Origin of the sequence: Natronoarchaeum mannanilyticum, assembly GCF_039522665.1 — an archaeon.
GTDB lineage: Archaea > Halobacteriota > Halobacteria > Halobacteriales > Natronoarchaeaceae > Natronoarchaeum > Natronoarchaeum mannanilyticum.
The window spans coordinates 492607-515517 of sequence record NZ_BAAADV010000001.1 but is presented as its reverse complement, the minus strand read 5'-3'; the positions used below and the strand labels follow the sequence as shown (position 1 = coordinate 515517).

At 70.0% G+C, this 22911-nt stretch carries 21 protein-coding genes; 11 read left to right on the top strand and 10 right to left on the bottom strand.

Annotated features, from left to right (window positions below; genetic code table 11):
• Positions 1 to 215: 215 nt before the first annotated feature.
• The 6 genes from ABDZ81_RS02750 (at position 216) to ABDZ81_RS02725 (ending at position 5263) form a co-directional block, all read left to right on the top strand.
• Entirely contained in the window at positions 216 to 1364 is a 1149-nt protein-coding gene (locus ABDZ81_RS02750; protein ID WP_343772313.1) for a PTS fructose transporter subunit IIC, read from the top strand.
• 55 nt (positions 1365 to 1419) lie between these two features.
• Positions 1420 to 1887 carry a PTS sugar transporter subunit IIA gene (locus ABDZ81_RS02745; protein WP_343772311.1) on the top strand — a complete coding sequence of 156 codons (468 nt, stop codon included), beginning with the start codon at positions 1420 to 1422 and terminating at the stop codon, positions 1885 to 1887.
• Positions 1887 to 2156 carry a phosphocarrier protein HPr gene (gene ptsH1, locus ABDZ81_RS02740; RefSeq protein WP_343773359.1) on the top strand — a complete coding sequence of 90 codons (270 nt, stop codon included), beginning with the start codon at positions 1887 to 1889 and terminating at the stop codon, positions 2154 to 2156. Before ABDZ81_RS02745 ends, ptsH1 begins: the two co-directional genes overlap by 1 nt.
• Complete coding sequence (gene ptsP / locus ABDZ81_RS02735; protein ID WP_343772310.1) at positions 2149 to 3837, top strand: phosphoenolpyruvate--protein phosphotransferase; 1689 nt, start codon at positions 2149 to 2151, stop codon at positions 3835 to 3837. Before ptsH1 ends, ptsP begins: the two co-directional genes overlap by 8 nt.
• Entirely contained in the window at positions 3834 to 4343 is a 510-nt protein-coding gene (locus tag ABDZ81_RS02730) for a PTS fructose transporter subunit IIB (RefSeq protein WP_343772309.1), read from the top strand. Before ptsP ends, ABDZ81_RS02730 begins: the two co-directional genes overlap by 4 nt.
• Positions 4344 to 4474: 131 nt before the next feature.
• Positions 4475 to 5263, top strand: a complete 789-nt coding sequence (locus ABDZ81_RS02725) for a class I fructose-bisphosphate aldolase (protein WP_343772308.1) — start codon at positions 4475 to 4477, stop codon at positions 5261 to 5263.
• Positions 5264 to 5276: 13 nt separating this feature from the next.
• On the opposite strand, the gene ABDZ81_RS02720 is transcribed toward ABDZ81_RS02725, so the two are convergent.
• Both ABDZ81_RS02720 and ABDZ81_RS02715 read right to left on the bottom strand, forming a co-directional pair.
• Positions 5277 to 5630: a DUF7344 domain-containing protein gene (locus tag ABDZ81_RS02720; protein WP_343772307.1), complete on the bottom strand. Its 354-nt coding sequence runs from the start codon at positions 5628 to 5630 to the stop codon at positions 5277 to 5279.
• A gap of 343 nt (positions 5631 to 5973) precedes the next feature.
• Positions 5974 to 6885, bottom strand: coding sequence for a serine/threonine-protein kinase RIO2 (locus ABDZ81_RS02715; RefSeq protein WP_343772306.1), 912 nt, complete (start codon positions 6883 to 6885; stop codon positions 5974 to 5976).
• A gap of 92 nt (positions 6886 to 6977) precedes the next feature.
• Here ABDZ81_RS02715 and ABDZ81_RS02710 point away from each other — a divergent pair, with 92 nt between their 5' ends.
• Positions 6978 to 8318 carry a sulfatase family protein gene (locus tag ABDZ81_RS02710; RefSeq protein ID WP_343772304.1) on the top strand — a complete coding sequence of 447 codons (1341 nt, stop codon included), beginning with the start codon at positions 6978 to 6980 and terminating at the stop codon, positions 8316 to 8318.
• 188 nt (positions 8319 to 8506) lie between these two features.
• On the opposite strand, the gene ABDZ81_RS02705 is transcribed toward ABDZ81_RS02710, so the two are convergent.
• From ABDZ81_RS02705 to ABDZ81_RS02685, 5 genes are all read right to left on the bottom strand, one after another.
• The gene (locus ABDZ81_RS02705; protein ID WP_343772303.1) at positions 8507 to 9829 is read right to left on the bottom strand and encodes a cobyrinic acid a,c-diamide synthase; all 1323 of its coding nucleotides are present in this window, start codon (positions 9827 to 9829) and stop codon (positions 8507 to 8509) included.
• A 79-nt stretch (positions 9830 to 9908) separates the two neighbouring features.
• Positions 9909 to 10694 carry a CbiX/SirB N-terminal domain-containing protein gene (locus ABDZ81_RS02700; RefSeq protein WP_343772302.1) on the bottom strand — a complete coding sequence of 262 codons (786 nt, stop codon included), beginning with the start codon at positions 10692 to 10694 and terminating at the stop codon, positions 9909 to 9911.
• Between the two features lie 111 nt (positions 10695 to 10805).
• Positions 10806 to 11579: a cobalt-precorrin-7 (C(5))-methyltransferase gene (locus tag ABDZ81_RS02695; RefSeq protein ID WP_343772301.1), complete on the bottom strand. Its 774-nt coding sequence runs from the start codon at positions 11577 to 11579 to the stop codon at positions 10806 to 10808.
• Positions 11579 to 12307 carry a precorrin-8X methylmutase gene (locus tag ABDZ81_RS02690; RefSeq protein WP_343772300.1) on the bottom strand — a complete coding sequence of 243 codons (729 nt, stop codon included), beginning with the start codon at positions 12305 to 12307 and terminating at the stop codon, positions 11579 to 11581. The genes ABDZ81_RS02695 and ABDZ81_RS02690 overlap by 1 nt, the downstream gene beginning before the upstream one ends.
• On the bottom strand, positions 12297 to 16286 hold the full coding sequence (locus tag ABDZ81_RS02685) for a cobaltochelatase subunit CobN (protein ID WP_343772299.1): 3990 nt from the start codon (positions 16284 to 16286) through the stop codon (positions 12297 to 12299). Before ABDZ81_RS02685 ends, ABDZ81_RS02690 begins: the two co-directional genes overlap by 11 nt.
• Positions 16287 to 16321: 35 nt before the next feature.
• Here ABDZ81_RS02685 and ABDZ81_RS02680 point away from each other — a divergent pair, with 35 nt between their 5' ends.
• The 4 genes from ABDZ81_RS02680 (at position 16322) to ABDZ81_RS02665 (ending at position 19922) form a co-directional block, all read left to right on the top strand.
• Positions 16322 to 18589, top strand: coding sequence for an ATP-binding protein (locus ABDZ81_RS02680; protein ID WP_343772298.1), 2268 nt, complete (start codon positions 16322 to 16324; stop codon positions 18587 to 18589).
• A gap of 98 nt (positions 18590 to 18687) precedes the next feature.
• Positions 18688 to 18873 (top strand): CbtB domain-containing protein, encoded by a 186-nt coding sequence (locus ABDZ81_RS02675; protein WP_343772297.1) that lies wholly within the window; start codon positions 18688 to 18690, stop codon positions 18871 to 18873.
• Positions 18873 to 19604, top strand: a complete 732-nt coding sequence (locus tag ABDZ81_RS02670) for a CbtA family protein (protein WP_343772295.1) — start codon at positions 18873 to 18875, stop codon at positions 19602 to 19604. The genes ABDZ81_RS02675 and ABDZ81_RS02670 overlap by 1 nt, the downstream gene beginning before the upstream one ends.
• Positions 19605 to 19607: 3 nt before the next feature.
• Positions 19608 to 19922, top strand: coding sequence for a (2Fe-2S) ferredoxin domain-containing protein (locus tag ABDZ81_RS02665; protein ID WP_343772294.1), 315 nt, complete (start codon positions 19608 to 19610; stop codon positions 19920 to 19922).
• Positions 19923 to 19955: 33 nt separating this feature from the next.
• On the opposite strand, the gene ABDZ81_RS02660 is transcribed toward ABDZ81_RS02665, so the two are convergent.
• Genes ABDZ81_RS02660 through ABDZ81_RS02650 form a run of 3 tightly spaced genes read right to left on the bottom strand, consistent with a single transcriptional unit; the run spans position 19956 to position 22869 of the window.
• On the bottom strand, positions 19956 to 21239 hold the full coding sequence (locus ABDZ81_RS02660) for an outer membrane protein assembly factor BamB family protein (protein ID WP_343772293.1): 1284 nt from the start codon (positions 21237 to 21239) through the stop codon (positions 19956 to 19958).
• Complete coding sequence (locus ABDZ81_RS02655; RefSeq protein WP_343772291.1) at positions 21232 to 21603, bottom strand: DUF3209 family protein; 372 nt, start codon at positions 21601 to 21603, stop codon at positions 21232 to 21234. The genes ABDZ81_RS02660 and ABDZ81_RS02655 overlap by 8 nt, the downstream gene beginning before the upstream one ends.
• A 39-nt stretch (positions 21604 to 21642) precedes the next feature.
• On the bottom strand, positions 21643 to 22869 hold the full coding sequence (locus tag ABDZ81_RS02650; protein ID WP_343772290.1) for a CbiX/SirB N-terminal domain-containing protein: 1227 nt from the start codon (positions 22867 to 22869) through the stop codon (positions 21643 to 21645).
• Between the last annotated feature and the right edge of the window lie 42 nt (positions 22870 to 22911).

The following is a 22911-nucleotide window of genomic DNA, read 5'->3' as shown; positions in this document are numbered from 1 at the left end:
GGGTGATTGATTCTGCAGGTATTGGTACGTGATGACGATACGCAGTCTCGCAAATATTGCTACTCGATGCCGAGAGAGCGACTTAGGCGGCGATTCTGCGATGGCGTCTCCCCTATCGTGAACGATATCGACCCCTGCCGGGGACAGAACAGTAGTAAACAATCACGTCCGAAAATACTTTTGCATATGTGGAAGTACTAGCTTCCAGAGCGACAATGGCAACCAAAGACCAGGCAGAAAACAGGCTGCGCTCGCACGTCACTTCGGTGAAAGAAGACCTCATGACGGGGGTCTCCTTCATGATTCCGTTCGTCACGATCGGCGGGATCTTCACCGCGCTGGCGTTCCTCGTGGCGGAACTACCGTGGACGGTCGGCGACACGGAAACGGTCTTCCAGCACCCCGGATCGCTCGGATGGTTCCTGGGTCAGGTCGGCGGTCTCGGGCTGACGATCATGATTCCGGTCCTCGGGGGATACATCGCGTACGCAATCGCGGACAAACCCGGGCTCGCACCGGGGTTCATCCTCGCGTACGCGATCCAACAGACGACGATCATCGTCCAGGCGGGCGAGCTGGTCGGCATCTCCTCGGAGGGGGCCAGCGCCGGCTTCCTCGGCGCGATCGTGGCCGGTCTCCTCGCGGGCTACGTCGCCAAGTGGATGAAGGGATGGAACGTGCCGTCGTCGGTCCAGCCGATGATGCCGATCCTCGTGATCCCGGTGTTCACGACAGCGCTGCTCGCGCCGCTGGTCATCCTCGTGCTCGGCGTCCCGATCGCGCTGGCCGACACCGCGCTGACCAACACGCTCGAAGGCATGCAGGGCTCGAACGCCGTCATCCTCGGCCTGATCCTCGGCGCGATGATGGCCTTCGACATGGGCGGCCCCGTCAACAAGGTCGCGTACGTCTTCGGCACCGTGCTGGTCGCCGACGGCATCTACGGGCCGATGGCCGCCGTGATGATCGCCGGCATGACGCCGCCGCTGGGCCTCGCGCTGGCGAACTTCGTCGCGCCCCACAAGTTCGCTCCCGAGATGAAGGAAAACGCCATCGCGGCCGTGCCGATGGGACTTTCCTTCATCACCGAGGGCGCGATCCCCTACGCCGCCGCTGACCCGCTCCGTGTCATCCCGAGCATCATGGTCGGGAGCGCGGTCGCCGCCGGTTCCGCGATGGGCCTCGGCGTCGGGATGCCCGCGCCCCACGGCGGCATCTTCGTGATCTTCGTCGCCGAGAACATCATCGGCTTCCTCGCGTGCATCGCGCTGGGTACGCTCGTGACCGCCGGCCTGGTCGCGATGCTCAAGCCCGACCACGAAGAAGCGACCGCCGACGAACCGGAGGCCGGCGCCGCGGCCTGATCGACTCGACCGCTTACCACGGTCCTATTTACAACATCAAACCCACTATACACGTATGAACTCCGACTCGGAACACACCCCGCTGACGACAGATCTGATCGCTCTCGAAGGCGCGCCCGCCGACAAGCGCGGCGTCATCGAGTTCCTGCTCGACCTCGCGGTCGACGCCGACCGCGTCTCCGACCGCGAGCAGGCTCTCGAAGATCTCCTCGAACGTGAGGAGGAAGCGACGACCGGCGTCGGCATGGGGATCGGCATCCCCCACGCGAAAAGCGCGGCTGTCCGCTCGCCGACGATCGCGTTCACGCGCGTCCCCGACGGGATCGACTTCGACGCCATGGACGACGAGCCGGCGACGCTGATCTTCATGCTGCTGGTCCCCGAGGAGGGCGGCGAGGAGCACCTCCAGATGCTCAGCTCGCTCTCTCGCTCGCTGATGCACGAGGAGACGCGCGACGATCTCCACGAGGCCGAATCGAAAGAGCGCGTCCAGGAGATCGTGCTGGAGGCGGTCGAACAATGATCGAGCGCACCGTCACGGTCGTCCCGGAGGACGGTCTGCACGCCCGCCCGGCCTCGAAGTTCGTCGAGACGGCAAACGAGTACGACAGCGAGATCACCGTCGCCGCCAACGGCGACGAGCCGGTCAACGCCGCGAGCATGCTCGCTGTCACGGGACTGGGCGTCAAGTCCGGCGAGGACGTCGTGCTCGCGGCCGACGGTCCCGACGAGGAGGCGGCGATCGACGCGCTCGAAGACGTCCTCACGACGCCGGAAGACGAGTATGAGTGAGACGCTCGACGGCGTCGGCGTGACGCCGCTGTCGGGGCTCGGGAACGCGCGCTGGTACCGCCCCGGCGAGCACCCGGACCCGGAGGACGTGACTGCCGCCGACCCGGAGACCGAGCGCGAGCGGTTCGACGAGGCGCGCGCGACCGCCCGCGAGGAACTCGAGACCGAGCGCGAGCGCACCGCCGAGCGCGTCGGCGAGGAGGAGGCCGCCGTGTTCGACGCGCACCTGCAGTTCCTCGACGACCCCCAGATCACCGACGGCGTCGAGGACGCGATCGACGACGGCGCCGCCGCGGAGGCCGGCGTCGCCCGCTCGTTCGACGCCGCCATCGAGCAGTTCGAGGGGATGGAGGGGATGATGGCCGAGCGCGCCGACGACATGCGCGACATCCGCGACCGGCTCCTCCGGATCCTCTCGGGCGGCGAGCGCATCGACCTCGCCGAGCTCCCCGAGGGCACCGTGTTGCTGGCCGAGCGGCTCACGCCCAGCGACACGGCACAGCTCGACCCCGAACGGGTCGCCGGCTTCGCGACGATGACCGGCGGGCGCACCTCCCACGCCGCCATCTTCGCGCGGTCGCTGGGCATCCCGGCGGTCGTCGGCGTCGGCGACGCCCTCGCGGAGATCGAGGAGGGCGCCGACGTCGCCGTCGACGCCGAGAACGACGCCGTGATCGTCGATCCCGACGAGGAGACCCGCGAGCGCGTCGCGACCGAGCGCGAGGTCGACGTCAGGGCCGAGCGCGTCGAGACCGCCGACGGCCGCGAAGTCGAGGTCGCCGCGAACCTCGGCACCTCCGCCGAACTCGAGGGCGCCGACGCGCAGGGCGCCGACGGCGTCGGCCTCTACCGCACCGAGTTCCTCTTCCTCGATCGCGAGTCGCCGCCGGACGAGGACGAGCAGGTCGAGACGTACGCCGAGGCGCTCGACGCGTTCCCCGAGGGGCGGGTCGTCGTCCGCACGCTGGACGTGGGCGGCGACAAGCCCGTCCCGTACCTCGATCTGCCCGAAGAGGAGAACCCGTTCCTGGGCAACCGCGGCATCCGGCGGTCGCTGGGCGACGACGGCGACCTGTTCGAGACGCAACTGCGCGCGCTGCTTCGGGCCGCCGCCGAGGGCGCGGGGACGCTGTCGGTGATGTTCCCGCTCGTGGCGACCGTCGAGGAGCTCGACGCCGCGCTCGAACGGGTCGACGAGATCGCGAGCGATCTCGACGAGGCGGGCGTCGACTACGCGGTGCCCGAGCTCGGCGTCATGGTCGAGACGCCCGCGGCCGCGCTGATGGCCGACGAGTTCGCCGCGCGCGTGGATTTCCTCAGCATCGGGACGAACGACCTCGCCCAGTACGTGATGGCCGCCGCGCGCGAGAACGACGCCGTCGCGCACCTCCACGACCCGCGCCACCCGCCGGTGCTGCGGGCGATCGACCGGGCCGTCGAGGCCGCTCACGACAACGACGCTTGGATCGGGATGTGCGGCGAGATGGCCGGCGACCCGGAGCTGACGGAGTTGCTCGTCGGGCTCGGTCTCGACGAGCTGAGCATGAGCGCCGTGACGATCCCGGACGTGAAGGCGCAGGTAGAGGAAATAGACACTGCCGACGCCCGCGACGTCGCGGACCGGGCGCTCGCGGCAAGCACTAAAGGGGACGTACGCCGTATCCTAGATCAAGAATCATGAAATTCGTAGCCGTCACAGCGTGTCCGACCGGCATCGCGCACAGCCAGATGGCCGCCGAGAACTTAGAGACCACCGCCGAGGAACGCGGCCACGAGATCCACGTCGAGGTCCAGGGCGCCATGGGAACCGAAAACGAGATCCCGTCCGACGCGATCGCCGAGGCCGACGCCGTGCTCATCGCGGCCGACACGTCGGTCCAGACCGACCGCTTCGACGGCAAGGTCGTCGTGAAGGGCTCGGTCAAGGACGGCGTCAACGACGCCGGCGGCCTGATCGACGAGGCGATCGAGCGCGTCGAGGGCGACGCCGACGCGGCGTCCGCCGAGGACGCCGGAGCGGCCGGCGACGAGGCCGACGCGGACGACGCCGCGGACGGGTCGGCTACGTCGGACGACGCCGCAGCGGCGTCGAGCGCCGACGAGCCGACCGCGGACGCCGGCTCCCGATCCGCCGACCGCTCGTCGGACGGCGGCCTGGTCGCCCGGCTGAAGAAGCTGTTCTCCTGACCGCCGGCAGCGCCGATCCGGCCGGCGCCCGCACGATTTCGAACGAACTCCGATATTCCCTCTCGATAACTGTACGAAACAATCACGTTCAGTAGTATTTAGTGATCGAGAATCGTTAGTTATGATTGTACATGACTGTGCCCGCAGACTCCCCGATCGCCCGCGACGGCAAATCGATCATCCTCGCACACGACCACGGCCTGGAACACGGCCCCGGCGCGTTCGCCGGCGTCGAGGACCGTCTCGATCCGTCGACGGTGTTCGACATGGCGACCCACGACGCCGTGACGGCGTTCGCGGTCCAGAAGGGGTTGGCCGAGCAGTACTACCCCTCCTACGACGACCAGGTGAACCTCCTCGCGAAATGTAACGGCTCCAGCAGCCTCTGGATGGGCGAACCCTACTCGCCCCAGACGTGGTCCGTCGAGTACGCCGCGGAGATGGGCGCCGACGCCATCGGCTACACGGTGTACCCCGGCACGAACACCGAGCCCCAGATGTTCGAGGACTTCCAGGAAGTCCAGGAAGAGGCCCGCGAGGAGGGGCTTCCGGTCGCGATGTGGTCGTACCCCCGCGGGCAGGCGATCAAGGAGCACCGCAAGCCCGAGACGATCGCGTACGCGACGCGGATCGGCCTCGAACTCGGCGCCGACCTGGTCAAGGTGAAGTACCCTCGCAGCGGCGAGGCCATGGAGTGGGCCGTCGACGCGGCGGGTAACACCAACGTCGTCCTCAGCGGCGGCTCGAAGACCAGCGACTACGAGTTCCTTTCGACCGTGGAGACGGCGATGGACGCCGGCGCGAGCGGCCTCGCGGTCGGCCGCAACGTCTGGCAGCGCGACGACCCCACCGCGATCCTCGACGCCCTCGAGAAGGTCGTCTACGAGGGTCAGTCCGCCGAGGACGCTCTCGAAGAGTAACGAGCGACTCTCTTCACTCGAGTCGCGCGCGGTCGCTCCGCGTCGGCTCGGCGTCCGGACACAGCGCCCCGCACTGTTCTACGGTCCGTGCGACGACGTCCGCCGCAGCGGTCCCCTCGGACGGTTCGATCGTACGATCGTCCGGATCGTACTCCGCGAGCCCCGCGTCGGCCAGCTTCGGCAAGTGGCGGTGGTGGAGTTCGAGTTCGACGCGCTCCGTTCTGTCGTTCGGGTCGGCGATCGAATCCGCGAGTTCGCGCAGCGACGCCGCACCGCGGCCTCGAAGCGCCGCGACGACGTCACGTCGCCGTTTCTCGGCGAGGCACTCGAAGACGGCTTCGGACTCGGAACCGGCGTTCGAACGCATCGAATCACGCACCCCCGTAGCTCGCGGTGGGATTCGTCGTGGAGCTGGCGGTTAGTGCACCGTCGTTCGCTCGGTATGCGGGGAGGAACATATCGAGATGCTCCGGCGCGTCTGGTATATGTCTTCCGGACGATAAGTTGACGACCTCGGCGGATCCCGCTGTTTCGGCCGTCTATAGCCGCTCACAACCGATTCCTCGTACAGACCAGCCCTCCAGTTCCCCCCGCGGATCGGCACCGCCCCGACGATTTGCTATCGCGATATATGGTTTATTCCCTGAACGGGCGTCTCTCGGCAGGTCCACAGATTCGCCCCGGAGATGGCTGCTATCGCAAAAAATAGGCTACTCGTCGACGAACTCCCCGACGGAGTCGTACGACCCGTCGGCCAGCGCCGCCCCCAGCGCCTCGACGTCCGCGTCGCCGACGAGCTGGGGATACTTCCGACGGAAGTAGCCCACGATGTTCTCGACGTCTCGCTCCAGGAACTCTTCCGCATTTTCGTGGTCGGTCGGGATCGCCTGGGGCCAGTCGAAGATCGTGATCCCGTCCTCGGAGACGAACACGTTGTACTCGCTCATGTCGGCGTGAACCCGCCCCTCGTCGTACGCGTCGCGCATCTCCCGGAGGATCAGCCCCAGCACCGGCCGGACTTGGTCGTCTTCGAGTTTGGTCCGCGAGAGCTCGACGCCGTCGATCTTCTCCATCACGATGGCGTGACGGTTCTGGCCGATCGGACGGGGCACCGAGACCTGGGGGTACAGCGCCTCCAGCGACTCGAACTCGCGCTCGGCGGCCTTCCGCGCGGTGTAGAGCCACGAAACGTGGTCGCGGTCGGACGTGTAATCGCGCTCTTTCATCACCTCGCGGAAGTTGGTGTACCCCTCGCGGTGGTACTTCAGCGCCATCGGTTCGTAGGACTGGACCTCGTAGACGTCGCTTTCCTTGCCGACGCCGAGCGACGCGCCGAAGCCCGAAATCGTGTCGCGCTCGGCGAAGCTGTGCAGCGCCAGCGCGTCGTACCCCTCGAACTTGAGGGTGTAGCCCTCGTACTGGATGGTCTTGCGCTCGATCAGGTCCCGGTCGAGACACCGGTCGATCCGGTAGTCGACCTCCTCGGCCGTCAGCCGGGAGAACTTCGGGATCTTCTCCTTGGCGACCCACTCCGAGAAGCGCATCCCCTGCTCGATCCCCGACAGGAGGTGGAAGTCCTCGGGCTCGAGCTCGGGCAACACCCCGGCGACGTTCTGCACCATATCGTCACCGTAGCGCGCGCGGCGGTAAAAGCCCCGCGCGTGCGGTCGCGTCCGTCGTAATCCTTTTTTGCCGATCCGTCGACGCACGGACGATGCCGGTCATCCACATCGACGTCGACTCGCTCCGGCCGGACCACGTCGGAGCGTACGGGTACGAGGGCGACACGACGCCGAACGTCGACGAAATCGCCGCGGACGCCGTTCAATTCGAGAACGCCTACGCCGCGAACTCCCCGTGTATGCCCTCCAGGGCGGGAACGCTCACCGGTCGCTACGGCATCCACAACGGGGTCGCCTCGCACGGTCCGCAGGCCCGGGCGATCAACTCCCCGCACCACCGGTCGGACGGCGCGTACCACCCCGACTGGCGGACGCTGCCAGAGTCGCTGTTCCACGAGCGGATCGCGACGGGCGCGGTCTCCTCGTTCCCCCGCCATCCGGCGCCGTGGTTCTACCAGCTCTGGCACGAGTTCTACCAGCCCCAGGAGCCGCCGGGCGACGGCGAGTACTTCCAGACGCCCCGCGGCGCGGACGTCACCGATCTCGCCCTCGACTTTCTCGACGATCACGCCGGCGAGGAGTTCTACCTGTACGTCCAGTACTGGGACCCTCACGCGCCGTACAACAGGACCGACGAGGAGGTCGCCGCGTTCGCCGATCCGCCGATGCCGCCCCACCCGACGGAGGCGCAGATTGCCGAACACCGCGAGTGGGACCGGTGGCGGTCGGCGTCCGAGCAGGGGATATCGGACCGCGACGACCTCGCGGCGCTGCTCGCCGAGTACGACGCGGAGATCCGCCACGTCGACCGACAGATCGGTCGGTTGGCCGCGTTCCTGAAGGATCGGGGGCTCTACGAGGACTCGCTCGTGATCGTCACCGCCGATCACGGCGAGGAGTTCGGCGAGCACGGGCTCTACCGCGAGCACTGGAGCACGCACGACGGCACCCAGCGGATCCCTCTGCTCGTCAAACCGCCCGCCGACGCCGACGTCTCGCCGGGCGCCCGCGATCACCTGGTGACGAACGTCGATCTCGCGCCGACCGTCGCCGACTACCTCGGCGTCGAACGCCCGGCGCGGTGGCAGGGTCGGTCGCTGCGGCCGGCGGTCGCAGACGCGGGAGCGGAGAGCCGGGAGTTCGTCGTCGTCGACCACGGGCTGTACACCGCCCAGCGCGCGGTGCGGACCGAGCGCTGGAAGCTCGTCCGGACGTATCACCCCGGCCAGTGGGCCGATCGGCTCCCGGAGGTCGCGCTCTACGACGTGATCGACGATCCGTGGGAGCAAGACGACATCTCCGACGAGCATCCCGACGTGGTCGACGAACTCGCCGAGACGATGGCGGTCTGGGCCGAGGAACACGTCGGCCGCGAGGAAGACGCCCTGAAGGAGACGGCGCGGATCGGTCCCGCCGGGCTGGAGTGGGCCTGACGACAGGGATCTTACTATCTTTACGCAGATTTTGGAGACCGGGGTCGGACCGGTATAAATCACATACCGCGATATAGAATTGCGTCGAGTCCCCGAACGTACCGACGATTAGGATCGGACGGCAACGACCGCTCCGTGGGCGGTTCGAGGGGTGTATCCGTGAAAACCGGACCGGCGATCGGCGTCGCTCAGAGCGAGTCGACGAACGCGTCGAACGCGCCGCTCTCGGGGTGGACGTGACAGTACGTCCCCAGCGTCCGGTGCTCGGTGAGCCCGTCCCGGCCCTCGTCGATGCCGTCGCCGCGGACGACGTCGAAGGCGAACCGGGCGTCGGCGTCGACGTCGGCGCTGGAGTAGTGGAACTCGTGGCCCCGGAGCGTCGCCCCGCTCACGGCGGTGAGCGTATTCGATTTGGCCTCCAGCTCGACGTGGTCCAGCGCCCGGTACCGGTCGTGCATCTGCACGTCGGCCGGCAGCGCGCCGGCCATCGCGTGGCGCTCGCCGTCGGTCGTCGTCAGCGACTCCGAGAGCGCTATCAGGCCGCCGCACTCGCCGAGGATCGGCAGCCCGTCGGCGCTGCGCTCGGCGAGCCGATCGAGCGCCGGACTCTCGGCCAGCGTCGGCGCGTGCAGTTCCGGATAGCCGCCGGGGAGGTAGACGCCGTCGCAGTCGGGGAGGTCGTCGCCGTCGGTCGGCGCGAACGTGACGATCTCGGCGCGCTCGCGGAGCCGTTCGATCGTCGCCGGGTAGTAGAAGCAGAAGGCCTCGTCGCGAGCGACCGCGACGCGCTTTTCGGTCCGCTCGCGTCCCGTTCCCGACGAAGCGGCGGATGCGCCCCCGGCGTCGGGCGCCGTCGGCGCCCGCGCGAGTTCGAGTAGTCGCTCGACCCGGAGGTGTTCGGCGGCGGCGTCCAGCGCGTCGGCGTCGATCGGGGACTCCTCGCCCATGTGGAGCCCGAGGTGGCGATCGGGGATCTCCAGTTCGTCGGTCGGCGGGATCCGGCCGAGGTACGTCAGCTCCTCGGGCAGGGCGTCGCGGATCCCCGCCTCGTGGCGACCGCCGTGGGCGCGCTGGGCGATCACGCCCGCGACGTCGACGTCGCGGCCGGCCCGCTCGGCGTACTGCCGGAACCCCAGCGCCGTCGCGGCGACGCTCTCCATGCCGGCCTTCGCGTCGACGACGAGGACGACCGGCAGGTCGAGCGCCGCGGCGACCATCGCCGTGCTGGAGGCGTCGCCGTCGTACAGCCCCATCACGCCCTCGACGACGCAGACGTCGCCCTCGCCGCGGCGGTAGTTGCGTCGGAGCCCGTCTTCGCCCTGCAGCCACAGGTCGAGCGTCCGGGACGGGCGGCCGGCGACCGCCTCGTGGTGGCTCGGGTCGATGAAGTCCGGGCCGACCTTCGCCGGCTGGACAGTTCTTTCCGACGCTTCGAGCGCGCGGAGGACCGCGAGCGTCGCGACGGTCTTGCCGACGCCCGATCGCGTGCCGCCGAGAACGAAGCCGTTCATGCGTCACCTCGGCGCCGCGGGGGCACGAATCTGTCGCGATCCGCGTCCGTATCGCTCCGGGCGGAACGCATCGGTCGGCTCACGTCGGCCCTTCCCCGTCGGTCGCGACCGGACGCCGCGTCTGCAGCAGCTCCGATTCGAAGGACTGCTCCGCCGCGTCGACGTCGGTCGCCAGCGCGCGCTGCTTCGCGATCTCGGCGTGGAGCGCGTCGGTGATCCGTGGGTGCTCGCCGAGCGGCTCGGCGTACTCGATGCCGCCGCGGTCGAGCTCGAGCTCCTCGGGGACGCGGCGCTCGGTCGCCTCGCTGCGCGCGGCGAACAGCGGCACCGCGACGGCCCGGGGGTTCGAGACGTTGTACCGGACGCACTCGACGGCAGGATTCTGCAGCAGATAGCAGGTCAGCACCTCGCCGTACGCCGACCGCTCGCGGAGGCGGCTGGCGTGGTACTCGGCGGTCTGGCGGTGGTACGGCTTCGAGCTGCTGCCGAAGCCCACCAGGACGAGCGTGGCGTCCTCGTCGGCGGTCACGAGGTCGTTGCCCCGATCCCGGAGAACGTCAGTGACCGCGGGGCTCCGACCGAGCGGTTCGCAGTAGCGAACCTCGCCCGGGACGTACGACAGCGCGGCCGGGACGCCGTCGAGGGTCTCGTGGGAGTGGGCGGCACAGAGCGGGACGGCGTACACCCGGTCGCCCGGCACCGTCCGCAGCCGATCACGGAGCTCGCGGACCGGTTCGCTCTCGTAGGTCGCCACCTCGACCTCGTCGACTGCTATACGCCCGGCGAGTCGTTCGGCGTGCGTCTCGAAGACGTCGCGGCTGTATCCCGTATCGCGGCCGACGAGCAGCAGTGTTTCCGATGTCATGAGTGGTATCCGGCAGGTTAGTCAAGTTCAGTTTAACTAACCCAAGTTCCTTTGCTAAACGACTCGGCGCCGGTCACAAAATATGTTTTGGTCGGTGGGGGTCGCCCGCCCTCAGTCCGCCCGGACGACCAGCACACTAAGATCGGAGAACGGCGTCTCCCCGGGTCCTGAACCGTTCGCGTGGGCCGATAGCTCGCCCAGCGTGGTCCGAGTGACCGCCTCGTCGTCGTGGGTCAGCCGTTCGAGCACGAGCACGTCGAGCGACGCCGAGGCGCCCGCGTCGAGGAGGTGGGCGGCGATATCGCCGGGCATCCAGTCGTAGGGGCGCGGGAGCACGAGCAGGTGGCGGTCGCCGGCGTCGCGGCGGAGCCGTTCGAGATCGTCCGACAGATCGCCGCTCCGATGCAGCGTGACGAACGTCGTCCGTTCCATCGGCGTTCGCGCCCTGCTGGCGGCGACCTGCAGCGACGAGATGCCGGGAAGGACCCTGACTGGCCGCTCCGCGCCGACCGCCTGCTCGACCTTGCCGACGAACTGGTAGCCCGAGTGGTTCGGATCGCCCATCAGCGCGGCCGTCCCCGCCTCGCCGGCCGCGACGCGCTCGGCGAACCGCTCCAGGGTCTCGGCTTCGTCGCGGTAGCCACACGTCAGCAGGTCGGCGTCCGTCCGGTCGGCCACGAACTCGACGACCGTCTCGAAGCCGACGACGACGTCGGCCTCGCGGATCGCTCGCTCGCCCCGCGGCGTGAGGTACTCCGGGTTGCCGGGACCGATGCCGACGGCGTAGACCGGATCGGCAGCCTGCCCGGCGGCGTCTCGCTCGGGCGCCGCCGCGGCGAACCCGGCGGGATCGGGTCCCGCGTCGAGGTCGTAGTCCTCGCCCATCAGTCCGCCCCGGCTTCGATCGAGAGCTCGCCCTCCCTGGCGTCGCTCGCGACGTGGATCAACTCGTTGGTCAGCGCCGCGGCGAGGCCGCTGCCGCCGCGCTTCCCGACGTTGGTGATCGCGGGGACGCCGCGCTCGGCGCAGACCTCGCGGATGCGCTTGCGGCTCTCCTCGGCCTTGACGAAGCCGACCGGCGTCGCGACGACGACGGCGGGCCTGGTGCCCTGCTCGATGCAGTCGGCCAGCGCCAGCGCCGCGGTCGGGGCATTTCCGATCGTGACGATCGCGTCCTCGAACGCGCCCTCTCGGTCGAGTTCGAGCATCGCCGCCGCGGTGCGGGTCATCCCGGTCTCTGCGGCCAGTTCGGCGCCCGATCCGATCGCCTTGCGCCGGTCGCAGTCGTGCCCGCGCGACGTGACGCCCGCCTTCGCCATCGTGATGTCGGTGACGATCGTCGCCTCGTCGAGCACCGCGCGGGCACCCGCCCGGACCGGTTCGTCCTCGTTTTCACCTGTGAACCGGAGCAGGTGCTGGAACTCGATATCGCCCATCGAGTGGACCGACTTCTGGCGAACTCGGTCGGCGAGCGTCTCGTCGGGGACGAACTGGCGCACGATCTCCATGCTCGTCTCGGCGATCTCCATGGCGTCCCGCGTCGTGGCGCCCAGGTCGGCGTACTGGTCCTGACCGTCTTCGGCCGACGCCTCCGCGTCGGCGTCAGTCGTCATCGCTCGTCACCTCCGGAGCGTCGGCGGACGCGCGCGCCTCCAGATCGCCGTCCACATCCAGGTTCAGGTCGCGCAGCCGATCCCTGGTTTCGGCGTCGGCGTCCCAGAGGCCGCGATCGATCGCCTCCAGCAGCGTGTCGGTGATCGAGTCCAGCGCCCAGGGGTTGACCTCGCGCATCCACTCCTGTCTATCGTCGTCGAACGCGAACTTCTCGGCGACCTCCTCCCACAGCCGATCGGAGACGACACCCGTCGTGGCGTCCCAGCCGAGCGCGACGTCCACAGTTTGAGACAGGTCGCCGGCGCCTTTGTAGCCGTGTTCCTCCATCGAGTCGAGCCACTCGGGGTTCAGCACGCGGGCGCGCATCGCCTTGCGAACTTTCTCCTCGTTGGTGTACACGTCGACGTTGTCCGGGTCCGAGGAGTCGCCGACGTACGACGCCGGCTCCTCGCCCGAGACCTCCGAGACCGCGGTGATAAAGCCGCCGTGGAACGCGTACCAGTCCGAGGAGTCGAACTCGTCTTGCTCCATCGTGTCTTCGATCTTCACGGTGGCGTCGACGTTGCCGAGGCGGCGCTCGAAGGCGTCGTGCGCTTCTGAAACTTTCCCGCGCGAGCCCATCGCGTAGCCGCCCCACTGGACGTACACCTCCGCGAGGTCCGAGCGGTCGTCCCAGTTGCCCTCGTCCACCGCTTTGTTCGTCCCGGCGCCGTAGCCGCCCGGCCGGGTCGTGAACACGCGCCGCTTCGCCGCGCTCCGCGCAGCTTCGGCGTCGAGCGTCTCGTCGGCGTCGCCGGTGTCGTCCGCCTCGCCATCGGCGTCCGCGAGCAGCTGCTCGGCGTCCTCCTCGACGTGCTTTTTCACGTAGTTCATCTCGTGGGGTTCGTCGAGATCCGCCACGGCGTCGACGGCGTCGTGGATCACGCCCGCCGCGGCGGGGAACGCGTCTCTGAATAGCCCGGAGACGCGCGTCGTGACGTCGATCCGGGGTCTGCCGAGTTCGTCGAGGGGGATCGGCTCGACGCCGTCGACCCGCCCGGCGTCGGTCCACTGCGGTTCGACGCCCATCAGGGCGAGCACCTGCGCGATCGTCTCGCCGCGCGTCCGAACGGTGGGGGTCCCCCAGGCGACGACGCCGATCTCCTCGGGGTACTCGCCCTCGGCGTCCCGGTGGCGCTCCGCGACGCCCTCGGCGACCTCTTGCCCCACCGTCCAGGCGTTTTTCGCGGGCACCTTCCGGGGGTCGAGCGTGTAGAAGTTGCGGCCGGTGGGAAGCAGGTCGACGCCGCCCCGCGTCGGCGCGCCCGACCCGCCCGGCGGGACGTACTCGCCGGCCAGCGCGTCCGCCGTTCTCGGAATCTCGTCTTCGGCGCCCCGCACGCGCGGCGCGGCCTCCTCGCAGATGAATGCGAGGACGTCGCGCAGGTCGTCGTGGGCACCCGACTTGGCGCGACCGTCGCCGACCGTGTCGACGTCGACGACGAGCAGGTTCATGTTGACCTCGTCGTCGGGGCCGGCCTCGGCTTCCGACGCCGGGAGGTCGAAGTCGTACTCCGCGAGCGTCTCGACGAGCGCTTTGCTCGTCTCGTGGACCTCGTCGGCGGCCTCGGCGTAGGTCATCCCGAGAGCATCGTCGTACTCGCCGGGCGAATCGAGCATCCGCTCGTAATCGACGCCGAGCACGCCCGCGACGCTCTCGCGGAGGCTCGGCGCGCCCGGATTCTCCAGCCGCGTCAGCGCGACGAGATACTCGACGAGCCTGTCGCTCTCGGGCGGCTCGCTCATCGTGTGGAGCCCAAGCCTGATCTGGGTCGTCTTCACGTCGGTGACGTACTCGTGGATGCGCTCGACGAGTTCCTCGATAGCGATATCGTCGCCGACGGCGTCACCCTCGACCTCGCCCTCGGCGAGCGTCGAGCCGGCTTCGTCGGGCCCGCGTACGTCCGCCTTCTCCGAAATCTCGCCCTCGATGCCGAGCTCGACGGCGAGGTCCAGCTCGTCGACCTTCGTTCGAATGAGCGCTTCGAGGTGCTCGCCGTCGTCCGCGCGGGCGTCTTCCATTCCGGCCTCGCGATACTGGCTCGCGAGTTCTTCCAGCTCGGCGATCTCCTCGTACGTCCCGGCGTTGGACATCACGGGCGTCAGGTAGTCGACGACCGCGGCGTACGACCGGCGCTTGGCCTGGGTCCCCTCGCCGGGGTTGTTGACGATGTAGGGGTAGACGTTCGGCAGGTCGTCGATCAGCTGATCGGGGGCGCTCTCGCCGTTCAGGCCGACCGTCTTGCCCGGCAGCCACTCCAGCGAACCGTGCGTGCCCAGGTGGACGACGCCGTCCGCGCCGAACTCGTTGCGCAGCCACGCGTAGAACGCGACGTAGTCGTGGGGCGGCTGGAGGTCCGAGTCGTGGTACACCTTCGAGGGGTCCATCCCGAACCCGCGCGGGGGCTGGACCGTCACGAGCACGTTGCCGAACTCGACGCCCGGGATGGCGAACGGGCGGTCGGGCGCCTCACCCCACTCCTCGACGACGTTCTCGCAAAAGCGGTCGTCGGCATCCTGGAACCATTCCGCGTACTGATCGGGCGAGACGACGTCGACCGACCGGTCGCGGACGTCCTCGGGCGCGACCCACCGGTCGTCCAGCGTGAGCTGCGCGGTGAGCGTCTCGACGAGCTGTTGGCCGCTCTCAGGAGTTTTACCGTTCAGATCGTAACCGCGATTCGCTAGCTCGTCCAGCAGGTTGACGGTGCTTTCCGGACTGTCGAGCCCGAACGCCGTCCCGATGCCGTCGTCGCTCGGCGGGTAGTTGTGCAGGACGACGGCGACCCGCTTGTCCTCGTTGGGCGTGTGGCGCAGCTCCGCCCAGTTCACCGCGAGCCGGACGGCGTGGTCGATGCGGTCGTCGATCGGGAAGTGCTGCTTCGGAACGGTGCCGATCTCCCCCCGGTCGTCCATGCGCTCCTTGCCCGAGATCGGGTGGGTGATCACGTTGCCGTCGAACTCCGGCAGCGCGACCGAGAGCGCGAGCTCGAAGCCCATCACGCCGGTATCCGAGGTCTCGTAGCGCGACCGCGAGCGCATCGTCGTGATCGTCTGGAGCACCGGGACGCCCAGCCGGTCGAGGAACACGTCCTCGGCCGAATCCCCTTCGTCGCTCGCGCTCCTGCCGCGCTCGTCCATCGACAGCGAGAACATGAACGAGGAGAGCACGGCGTCGACGACCGGCTCCGCGTCCTCGCTCTCGCCGTCGAGCAACCACTCGTCGGTGACCCACTCGGCGTCCTCCTGCTCGTCCGTATCCGTGGCCGGGTTACAGAAGATCGGCAGGGCGTCGGCGCCCTGGGCCTCGATCGCCCGTACAAGCGCGTCGACGTACCGGACGTTCTCGTGGGTCCAGTGGGACTCGTAGAACCAGACGCCGACAGTCGGGCTATCGTCGTCGATCGTCGCCCGCAACTCCTCGTAGCTGGCGCCCGGATGGTCGGGATGGTAGACGCCCTCGGTCGGCAGCGCGACGGGCTCGTCGTACGCCCGCTCTTCGTCGCCGAACTCGTCGACGAGATAGCGAACGAGGTTCGCCACGTTGGCCGCGCCGCCCCGCTCCAGATACTCGCAGGCGGTCCCCCGGGCGTCGGCGTCGACGCTGGTGTCCTCGACGGCGAACGCGTCGCCGGTCGCCTTGACGACCAGCGGGACGCCCGCCTCGCGCACGCGCTCGACGGCGTGCTCGTACCCCGGCATGCTGTCCTCGGCGCCGTGGAGCCAGAACACGGCGGCGTCGGCCCGCTCGCCGTCCGCTCCGCTCCCGTCGCCCTGTTCTCCCCGCCCGACGATCTCGTCGGCGAACGCGTCGACGTCAGCGAGATCGTCGAGGTCGCCCTCCGAGCGCACCGCGAGGTCCGCCTCGACCTCGCCCGCGGCGCGCTGGATGGCCCCCAGTTCGTTCTCGGTCGCGGTGTAGACGGCTACCTGTGGCATAACGTTGTTAAACCTCCGTTGTGGTTAGTACAACTATGGTTGATTTACCGCGCGGCAAAAAGCTGTCGCCGGGCGGCCCCGACCGGCTCCGGTTCGGCGAGATCGTCGGACAGGACGGGCTCAAGGAGGCGCTGCTGGCGGTCGCGGCGGCCGACGGGCTCGACGGACTCTTGATCCGCGGCGAGAAGGGGACCGCCAAGTCCACCGCGGTCCGGGGGCTGGTCGACCTGCTGCCCGACCAGCGCGCCGTCGCGGACTGCCCCTTCGGCTGTCCGCCGGACGACGATCCGGCGGCGCCCGGCGCGCAGTGCGCAGATTGCCGGGAGCGCGACGACCCGCCCGTCGAAACTCGTCCCGTGCCGCTGGTGACGCTCCCGCTGGGCGCGACCCGCGAGCGCGTCGTCGGGACGCTCTCGGTCGCCGACGCGCTGGAGGGCGACCCCGAGTTCGACCCCGGCCTGATAGCGCGGGCCCACCGCGGGATCCTCTACGTCGACGAGGTGAACCTGCTCGACGACCACCTCGTCGACGTGCTGCTCGACGCCGCCGCGAGCGGCGTCAACCGCGTCGAGCGCGACGGCGTTAGTCTCACTCACCCCGCCGCGTTCACGCTGATCGGCACGATGAACCCCGAGGAGGGCGATCTGCGGCCGCAGCTGCGCGACCGGTTCGCGCTGCAGGCGACCGTCACCGGCAGCGAGGACTTAGACGAGCGTGTCGCGATCATCGACCGGGCGCTGGGCGACGACGCCGATAGTTCGGATTTCGAAGTGACTTCGAAACCCAAAGCAAAAGCCGATCGCTCCCGAGACGCGACAGCGCGCCACCGCAACCGCTTGCTCGACGCCCGCGACCGGCTTCCCGACGTCGCGCTGCCCGCGGAGTTCAAGCGCCGAATCGCCGAACTCTGCCGAGACGCCGGCGTCGAGGGCCACCGCGCCGACGTCGCGACCGCGCGAGCGGCCCGCGCGCTGGCGGCGCTCGACGACCGGCCGCGCGTCCTGGAGTCCGACGTGCGCCGCGCCGCCGAACTCTCCCTGCCCCACCGCCTCCAGTCCCGGCCGTTCGAGGACGCGCCGGACCCCGAGGACGTGCTGGACGACCACTTCGAGGACGAGGGAGACGGCGGGGACGCAGAGGGCGAAGACGCCGAAGCCAGCGATGAGGGACGCGACGAGTCCGATCGAGGCGATGGTGCGGACGACGAGACGGCCGATTCCGGGAGCGCGGACGGATCGCCGGACGGGGGCGTCGATTCGACGGATTCCGGCGGAAACGGTGACGTCGAGTCCGGCCCGGACGGCGCAGGTTCCGATAACCGCGATCGCGGCGGCAGCGAGACCGGCGCTTCGTCGAGCAGTGGCGGTGACAGCGACCGAAACGAATCGAGCGGCGGCGGTGACCGCAATGACGGCGGTTCGGGCGAGAGCGACGGCGACGAGCCTGACGACGACGCTGACGACGCCGACGAGACCGCCACCCCGCTACTTCCCGGACAGGACCGCGCCGGGATCGGCGACGCGCGAGCGCCGTCGGTCGACGCCGAAAGCGAGGTTGCAGACGAACGATCGGGCGCAAGCGCTGGCGCCGGATCGCGCCGCGGCGTCCCGTCGACGAACGGCGAGGGCGCCCGGATCAGAACCGAACGCGCGGCGGTCGAGGACGCCGTCGACGCCGCGGCGTCGGTGCGCGCGGCGGCGGCCCGCGGCGCGGACGCCGTCGACTCGCGGGACCTGCGCCGATCGGTGCGAAGCGCGAACGAGTCGGCGCTGGTCGTGTTCGCGCTGGACGCCAGCGCGTCGATGCGCGGGCCGATGCGGGCGGCCAAGGGCGTCGTGATGGAATTGCTGCGGGACGCCTACGAGCAGCGCGACGAGGTCGCAGTCGTGGCGTTCGCCGGCGAGGACGCCGACGTGTTGCTGCCGCCGACCGACAGCGTGAGCGCGGCCGCCCGGCACCTCAAGGAGCTGCCGACCGCCGATCGGACGCCGCTGCCGGCCGGGCTCGCCGCCGCCGCGGAGGTACTGGACCGGGCCGACCCCGCGGTCGGTGTCGTCGTGCTGGTCACGGACGGACGCGCGAACGCCGGCGGCGAGAGCCCGACCGCGGCGACCCGCGAGGCCGCGCGACGCCTTGCCGACCGCGGCGACAGCGCCGTCGTCGTCGACGCCGGAGATTCCACCGATCGGTCGGCGCTGACCGCCGACGTCGCCCGGATCTGCGGCGGCGACCGCGTCCCGCTGGACGACCTGACGCCCGAGCGCGTCGAGGATGCCGTCGCGCGGGCGCACGACCGGGATTGAGCGTCGGGGCGGCGGACGCGCGGCGGTGCCGCGACCGCCCGCGGCTCGACGACGCAAGCTTTACAATCTTACTTTTTGTTATTGCAAACAGAGTTTCAATGACGCAGACCGACACCGTTCGCTCCCGGATCGCACGCGCCCGGACCGACGTGACGCCGACGGCCGCCGCGCTGGCGCTCGGACTGACGCTCGCGCTCGGGTTCACCCTCCTGTTCCTGCAGGAACCGCTCGCGCACGACTCGCTGCACAACTTCCGCCACGCCGCGGGCATCACCTGCCACTGATGCTGCTGGACTCGCTGCGCCGCGGCGTCGGCGCGGGCGCGGTCGCCGGAGTCGCCTACGGCGCGCTGCTCGCGCTCGCGCTCAATCCGCTCGTGCGCCACGCTGAGCACGCCGGACACGACCACGGTCACGCTCACGCCGCAGAACCGGCCGTCTCGGCCGCGACGACAGCAGTCGCGAGCGTCGGCGGCGGCGTCCTCTGGGGGCTGCTGCTGGGCGCCGGGTTCGGCGTCGCCTACTACCTGCTGGAGCCGGCGCTCCCCGGCGGAGACGCCGCGACGGCGTCCGTGCTCGCCGCGGCGGGGTTCCTGACGATTTCCGGGATCCCGTGGCTCGCGCTCCCGCCGGTCGCGCCGGGCGCGGAGCACGCGCTCGACGCCGGAACGCGGCTGGCCGTCTACGCGGGTGCGATGGCGATCGGCGCCACCGCGTGCGCACTCTCGCTTCTCGCGTACCGACGCGCCCGGGCGGATCGGAGCAGGATCGTCGCCGCAACCGCCGCCGCCGCGCCGTTCGCGCCGATCGCGCTGGCGTCGCTCGCGGTCCCCACCGGCACCGCCGGCCCGCCCGCGGCGCTCGCGACGGCGTTCCGCTGGCTGGTTGTGTTCGGACAGGTCGGCCTCTGGGCGCTGCTCGCGGGAACGTTCACCGCTCTCCGGCGTCGTGCCGATCCGGATGCGGGCGCGACGCTCGACGAGTTCGAGGACAATCGATCGACCGCGGGGGCCTGAGCGGTGCGGCGCTGTACGGACGCCCAGCGCGACCGGGAGCTGACGTGGATCCTGGTCTGCACGAACGCCCGCGACGGCGAGTACGCCTCCTGCGCCGAGGTCGGCGGCGAGGCGGTCGTCGAGGCGGCGACAGACTGGCTTCGCGACGAGGGGCTGTTCTGGACCGAGGCGGCGGTCGTCGAGACGTCCTGCCTCGGGCTCTGTAGCGAAGACGGCGCCGCCGTGGGGTTCCAGCCGCGCGACGAGTGGTACGAGAACGTGCGCCCGGCCGACGTTCCGACTCTGCTCGCAGAAGAACTGGCGTCCGACGCCGACTGACCGAATTCCCGTCGACGATTTCCTTCCGACCGCTTACTGCCGCGGCAGAACGCGCACCCGGTGTGAGCCGCGCACGGCGTCGCCGTCGTGGTACTCGACCGGCTCTTCGATCACCGCGACGCGCTCCTCGTCGAGCGCGCAGGCCGTTCCGACGCCGTCGAGGCCGACCTCGTCGACCGATCCCTCGCGCAGGCCGAACAGCTGGAGCCCGTGCGCGCCGGGATCGCGGTCGCGGAAGTGCTGGGCGCACGGCGTCGCGATCCGATCGCCCGCCGCGGCGAGCTCCGACACCCAGCCGCCGACCGACGCGCGCCAGCGCGGGATGCCGTCGGCGTCGAACACCGCGATCGAGTGCTCGTCCGGGTGGCGCCCCTCGGCCTCGCGACCTTCTTCGGGGTACGTATTTCCGGTGACGAACGCGATCGTATCGTCGGTCGCGCGGACGTGGTTCGGATACGCGTACAGCGTCTCCCCGCCGATACGGGTCGGTCTCGCGAGGTCGACCGACCACTCGATGCCGCCGCGCTCGTCGAGGCGGTAGCCCCGGTAGTCGCCGTGGCTGGCGACCGCGACGCCGCCGTCGTCGAGCAGCGCGGCGTCGCCGACCCGGCGCTGGCCCTCGGTTCCGGGGTCCCAGGTGAGCCGCGCGTCGCCCGTCGCCGCGTCGAGCACGACCATCCCGCACTGGTGATCGCCCGGACAGCGGTTGTACGCCGCGGCGACCCGGCCTTCGCGCAGGTCGAGCGCGATCGTGGAGGCGTCCGCGCGGTACGTCCACGCGACCGAGCCGTCGGGATCGAACGCGTACACCGCGCTGCGGAACGTGCGAACGCCGTCGTCGCCGGACGCCGCGGCGTCCGCCCCGCCGCGCTCGTACCGCCGTGCGGCCGCGTAGAACCGCTCGCCGTCCCCCGCGACGTCGACGACGTACGGCAGGAAAAACAGGCTCTCCTTCTGAGGCGATCCGAGGTCGGCGGCGGTGCGGTAGGTCCATAGCACGTCGCCCGACGCCGCGTCGACCGCGGCGACGGCGCCGTTCTCTCCGCGACAGCCCGCGAAGATCGCTTCACCGGCAGGATCGGTCGCCAGCGAGACGACGTACTCGGTGTCGAGGTCGGTCGACCAGCGCTCGGCGCCGCTGTTTACGTCGACTCCGCGCAGGCGTCCGGCCGCGCCGACGACCGCCAGCTCGTCCGCGAGCGCGACGGCGGAGCGCTGCCACATGTGGCGGGTTCCCGCCGGGGAGATATCGCCCAGCTGGACGGTCAGTTCCTCGCCACCGTCCCGTCTTCCGCCGACTCGGCCGTCGCTACTCATCTGCGGGGAACGTCTCGTGGAGGACGTCGTGGGCCTCGCCCAGCCCCGCGAGGACGTCCTCGCCCTGCTCGGTCAGTCTGCGGACCGCGCGCTCGGCGTCCCGCACCGCGACGAGGCGGCCGCGCAGGTAGTCGTACTCCGCCGAGTCCTCGTCCGCGTTCGCGACCTCCTCTTCGAGGTCGACGAGCGCGGCGTCGAGATGGCTCTGGACGGCTGAGAGCGTCTCTGCGTTCGCCAGTCCCTCGATCGGGCCCGAGAGCTCGCCCTCCAGTTCTTGCTCCGCGTGGTCGCGGGCGCTTCGGTCCTCGGTGCCGAGGACGTTCATCAGTCCGAGTCGCAGCGCTTCGAGTTCGTGACAGGTCATGGTATCAGTAGGGATTTCGAGCGTGTTTGAGGTTGCGATTCAGAGCGTCTGATCGACCAGTTCGGAGACGATCCGATCCCGGTCCAGGTGGTCCGAGACGATGCGCTCGGCGTCGTCGGCGTCGACGTCGCCGTACCAGACGCCGTCGGGCGACACCGTCACCATCGGCCCTTCGCCGCAGCGCCCGAGACACGACGAGCGCGTGATGCGCACGTCGCACTGGTCGGAGTCGCGGGCCGCCTGGCGCAGGCGTTCGAGGACGGCCGGCGCGCCGTCTGCCGCGCAGGTCTGGTTCGTGCAGACCGAGACGCGCTTCTCGGGCGCGTCGTGGACGTGTGGGTCGTCGTCGACGTCTTCGCGGTCCTCGTGGGCGGCCTGGTGGTTCAGCGCGCGCAGCATCGCCCGCGCGCCGCCGACATCCTCCTCGTACCCGTCGAGTTCGACCTTGTACTTGCAGGTGTCGCAGGACATCTCGACGCTGTCGGTGCGGGCCGCCTGCCAGCGGTCGCCGAGCACGTCGAGCAGGCGCGGGTCGGTGCCCAGCGGGTCGCCCGCCAGCGCGTCGACGTAGGGGTACTCGTCGTCGAACTCGGCGGTTCGATCCCGGACGCGCTGGGTGAGGACGCCGTCGCCGAGCATGTAGGGCAGGACGACGACGGCGTCGGGGCGGCGCTTCGCGACGCCGTGGAGCGCGTCCGAGAGGCGGGGCTCCGTGACGCCGATGAACGCGGTGTCGACCCCCGAGAACGCGCGGCCCTCGTACAGCAGCCGGGCGAGCTTGTGCGCGTCGGCGTTGGCGTCTGGGTCGCTTGAGCCGCGTGCGCAGAGCACGACTGCGACGTCGTCGACCTCGCGGTCGACGCCCATTTCGGCCTCGACCGCCGCGGCGCGGTCGTCCAGAAGATCGACGATCGCGGGATGGACGCCGAGGTGGGCGCCGCTGTGGATCGTGACGTCCTCGTGAGTCGACCGGGCTTGCTGGACGGCGAGCGGCACGTCGTTCTTCACGTGACTCGCGGCGAACAGCGACAGCTGGACGACCGTGATCCGACCGACCGTCGGCGCGAGCGCGTCGACAGCGTCGGCGATCGAGGGCTCGGCCAGTTCGAGGAAACCGGCGTCGACCGGGACGCCGAGCCGGTTTTCGAGGTCGGCCGCCAGGTCGCGGACCTGCTCGTTGGACTTCTCGCGCCGGGAGCCGTGCCCGACCAGCAGCACCGCCTCGTCGTCGAGCGCGGCCGGCGCGCTCGCGGCGTCGGCCGTCACGACGGGTCACCTCCGCTCCGCGTCGGGCCGGCTCGCTCCACC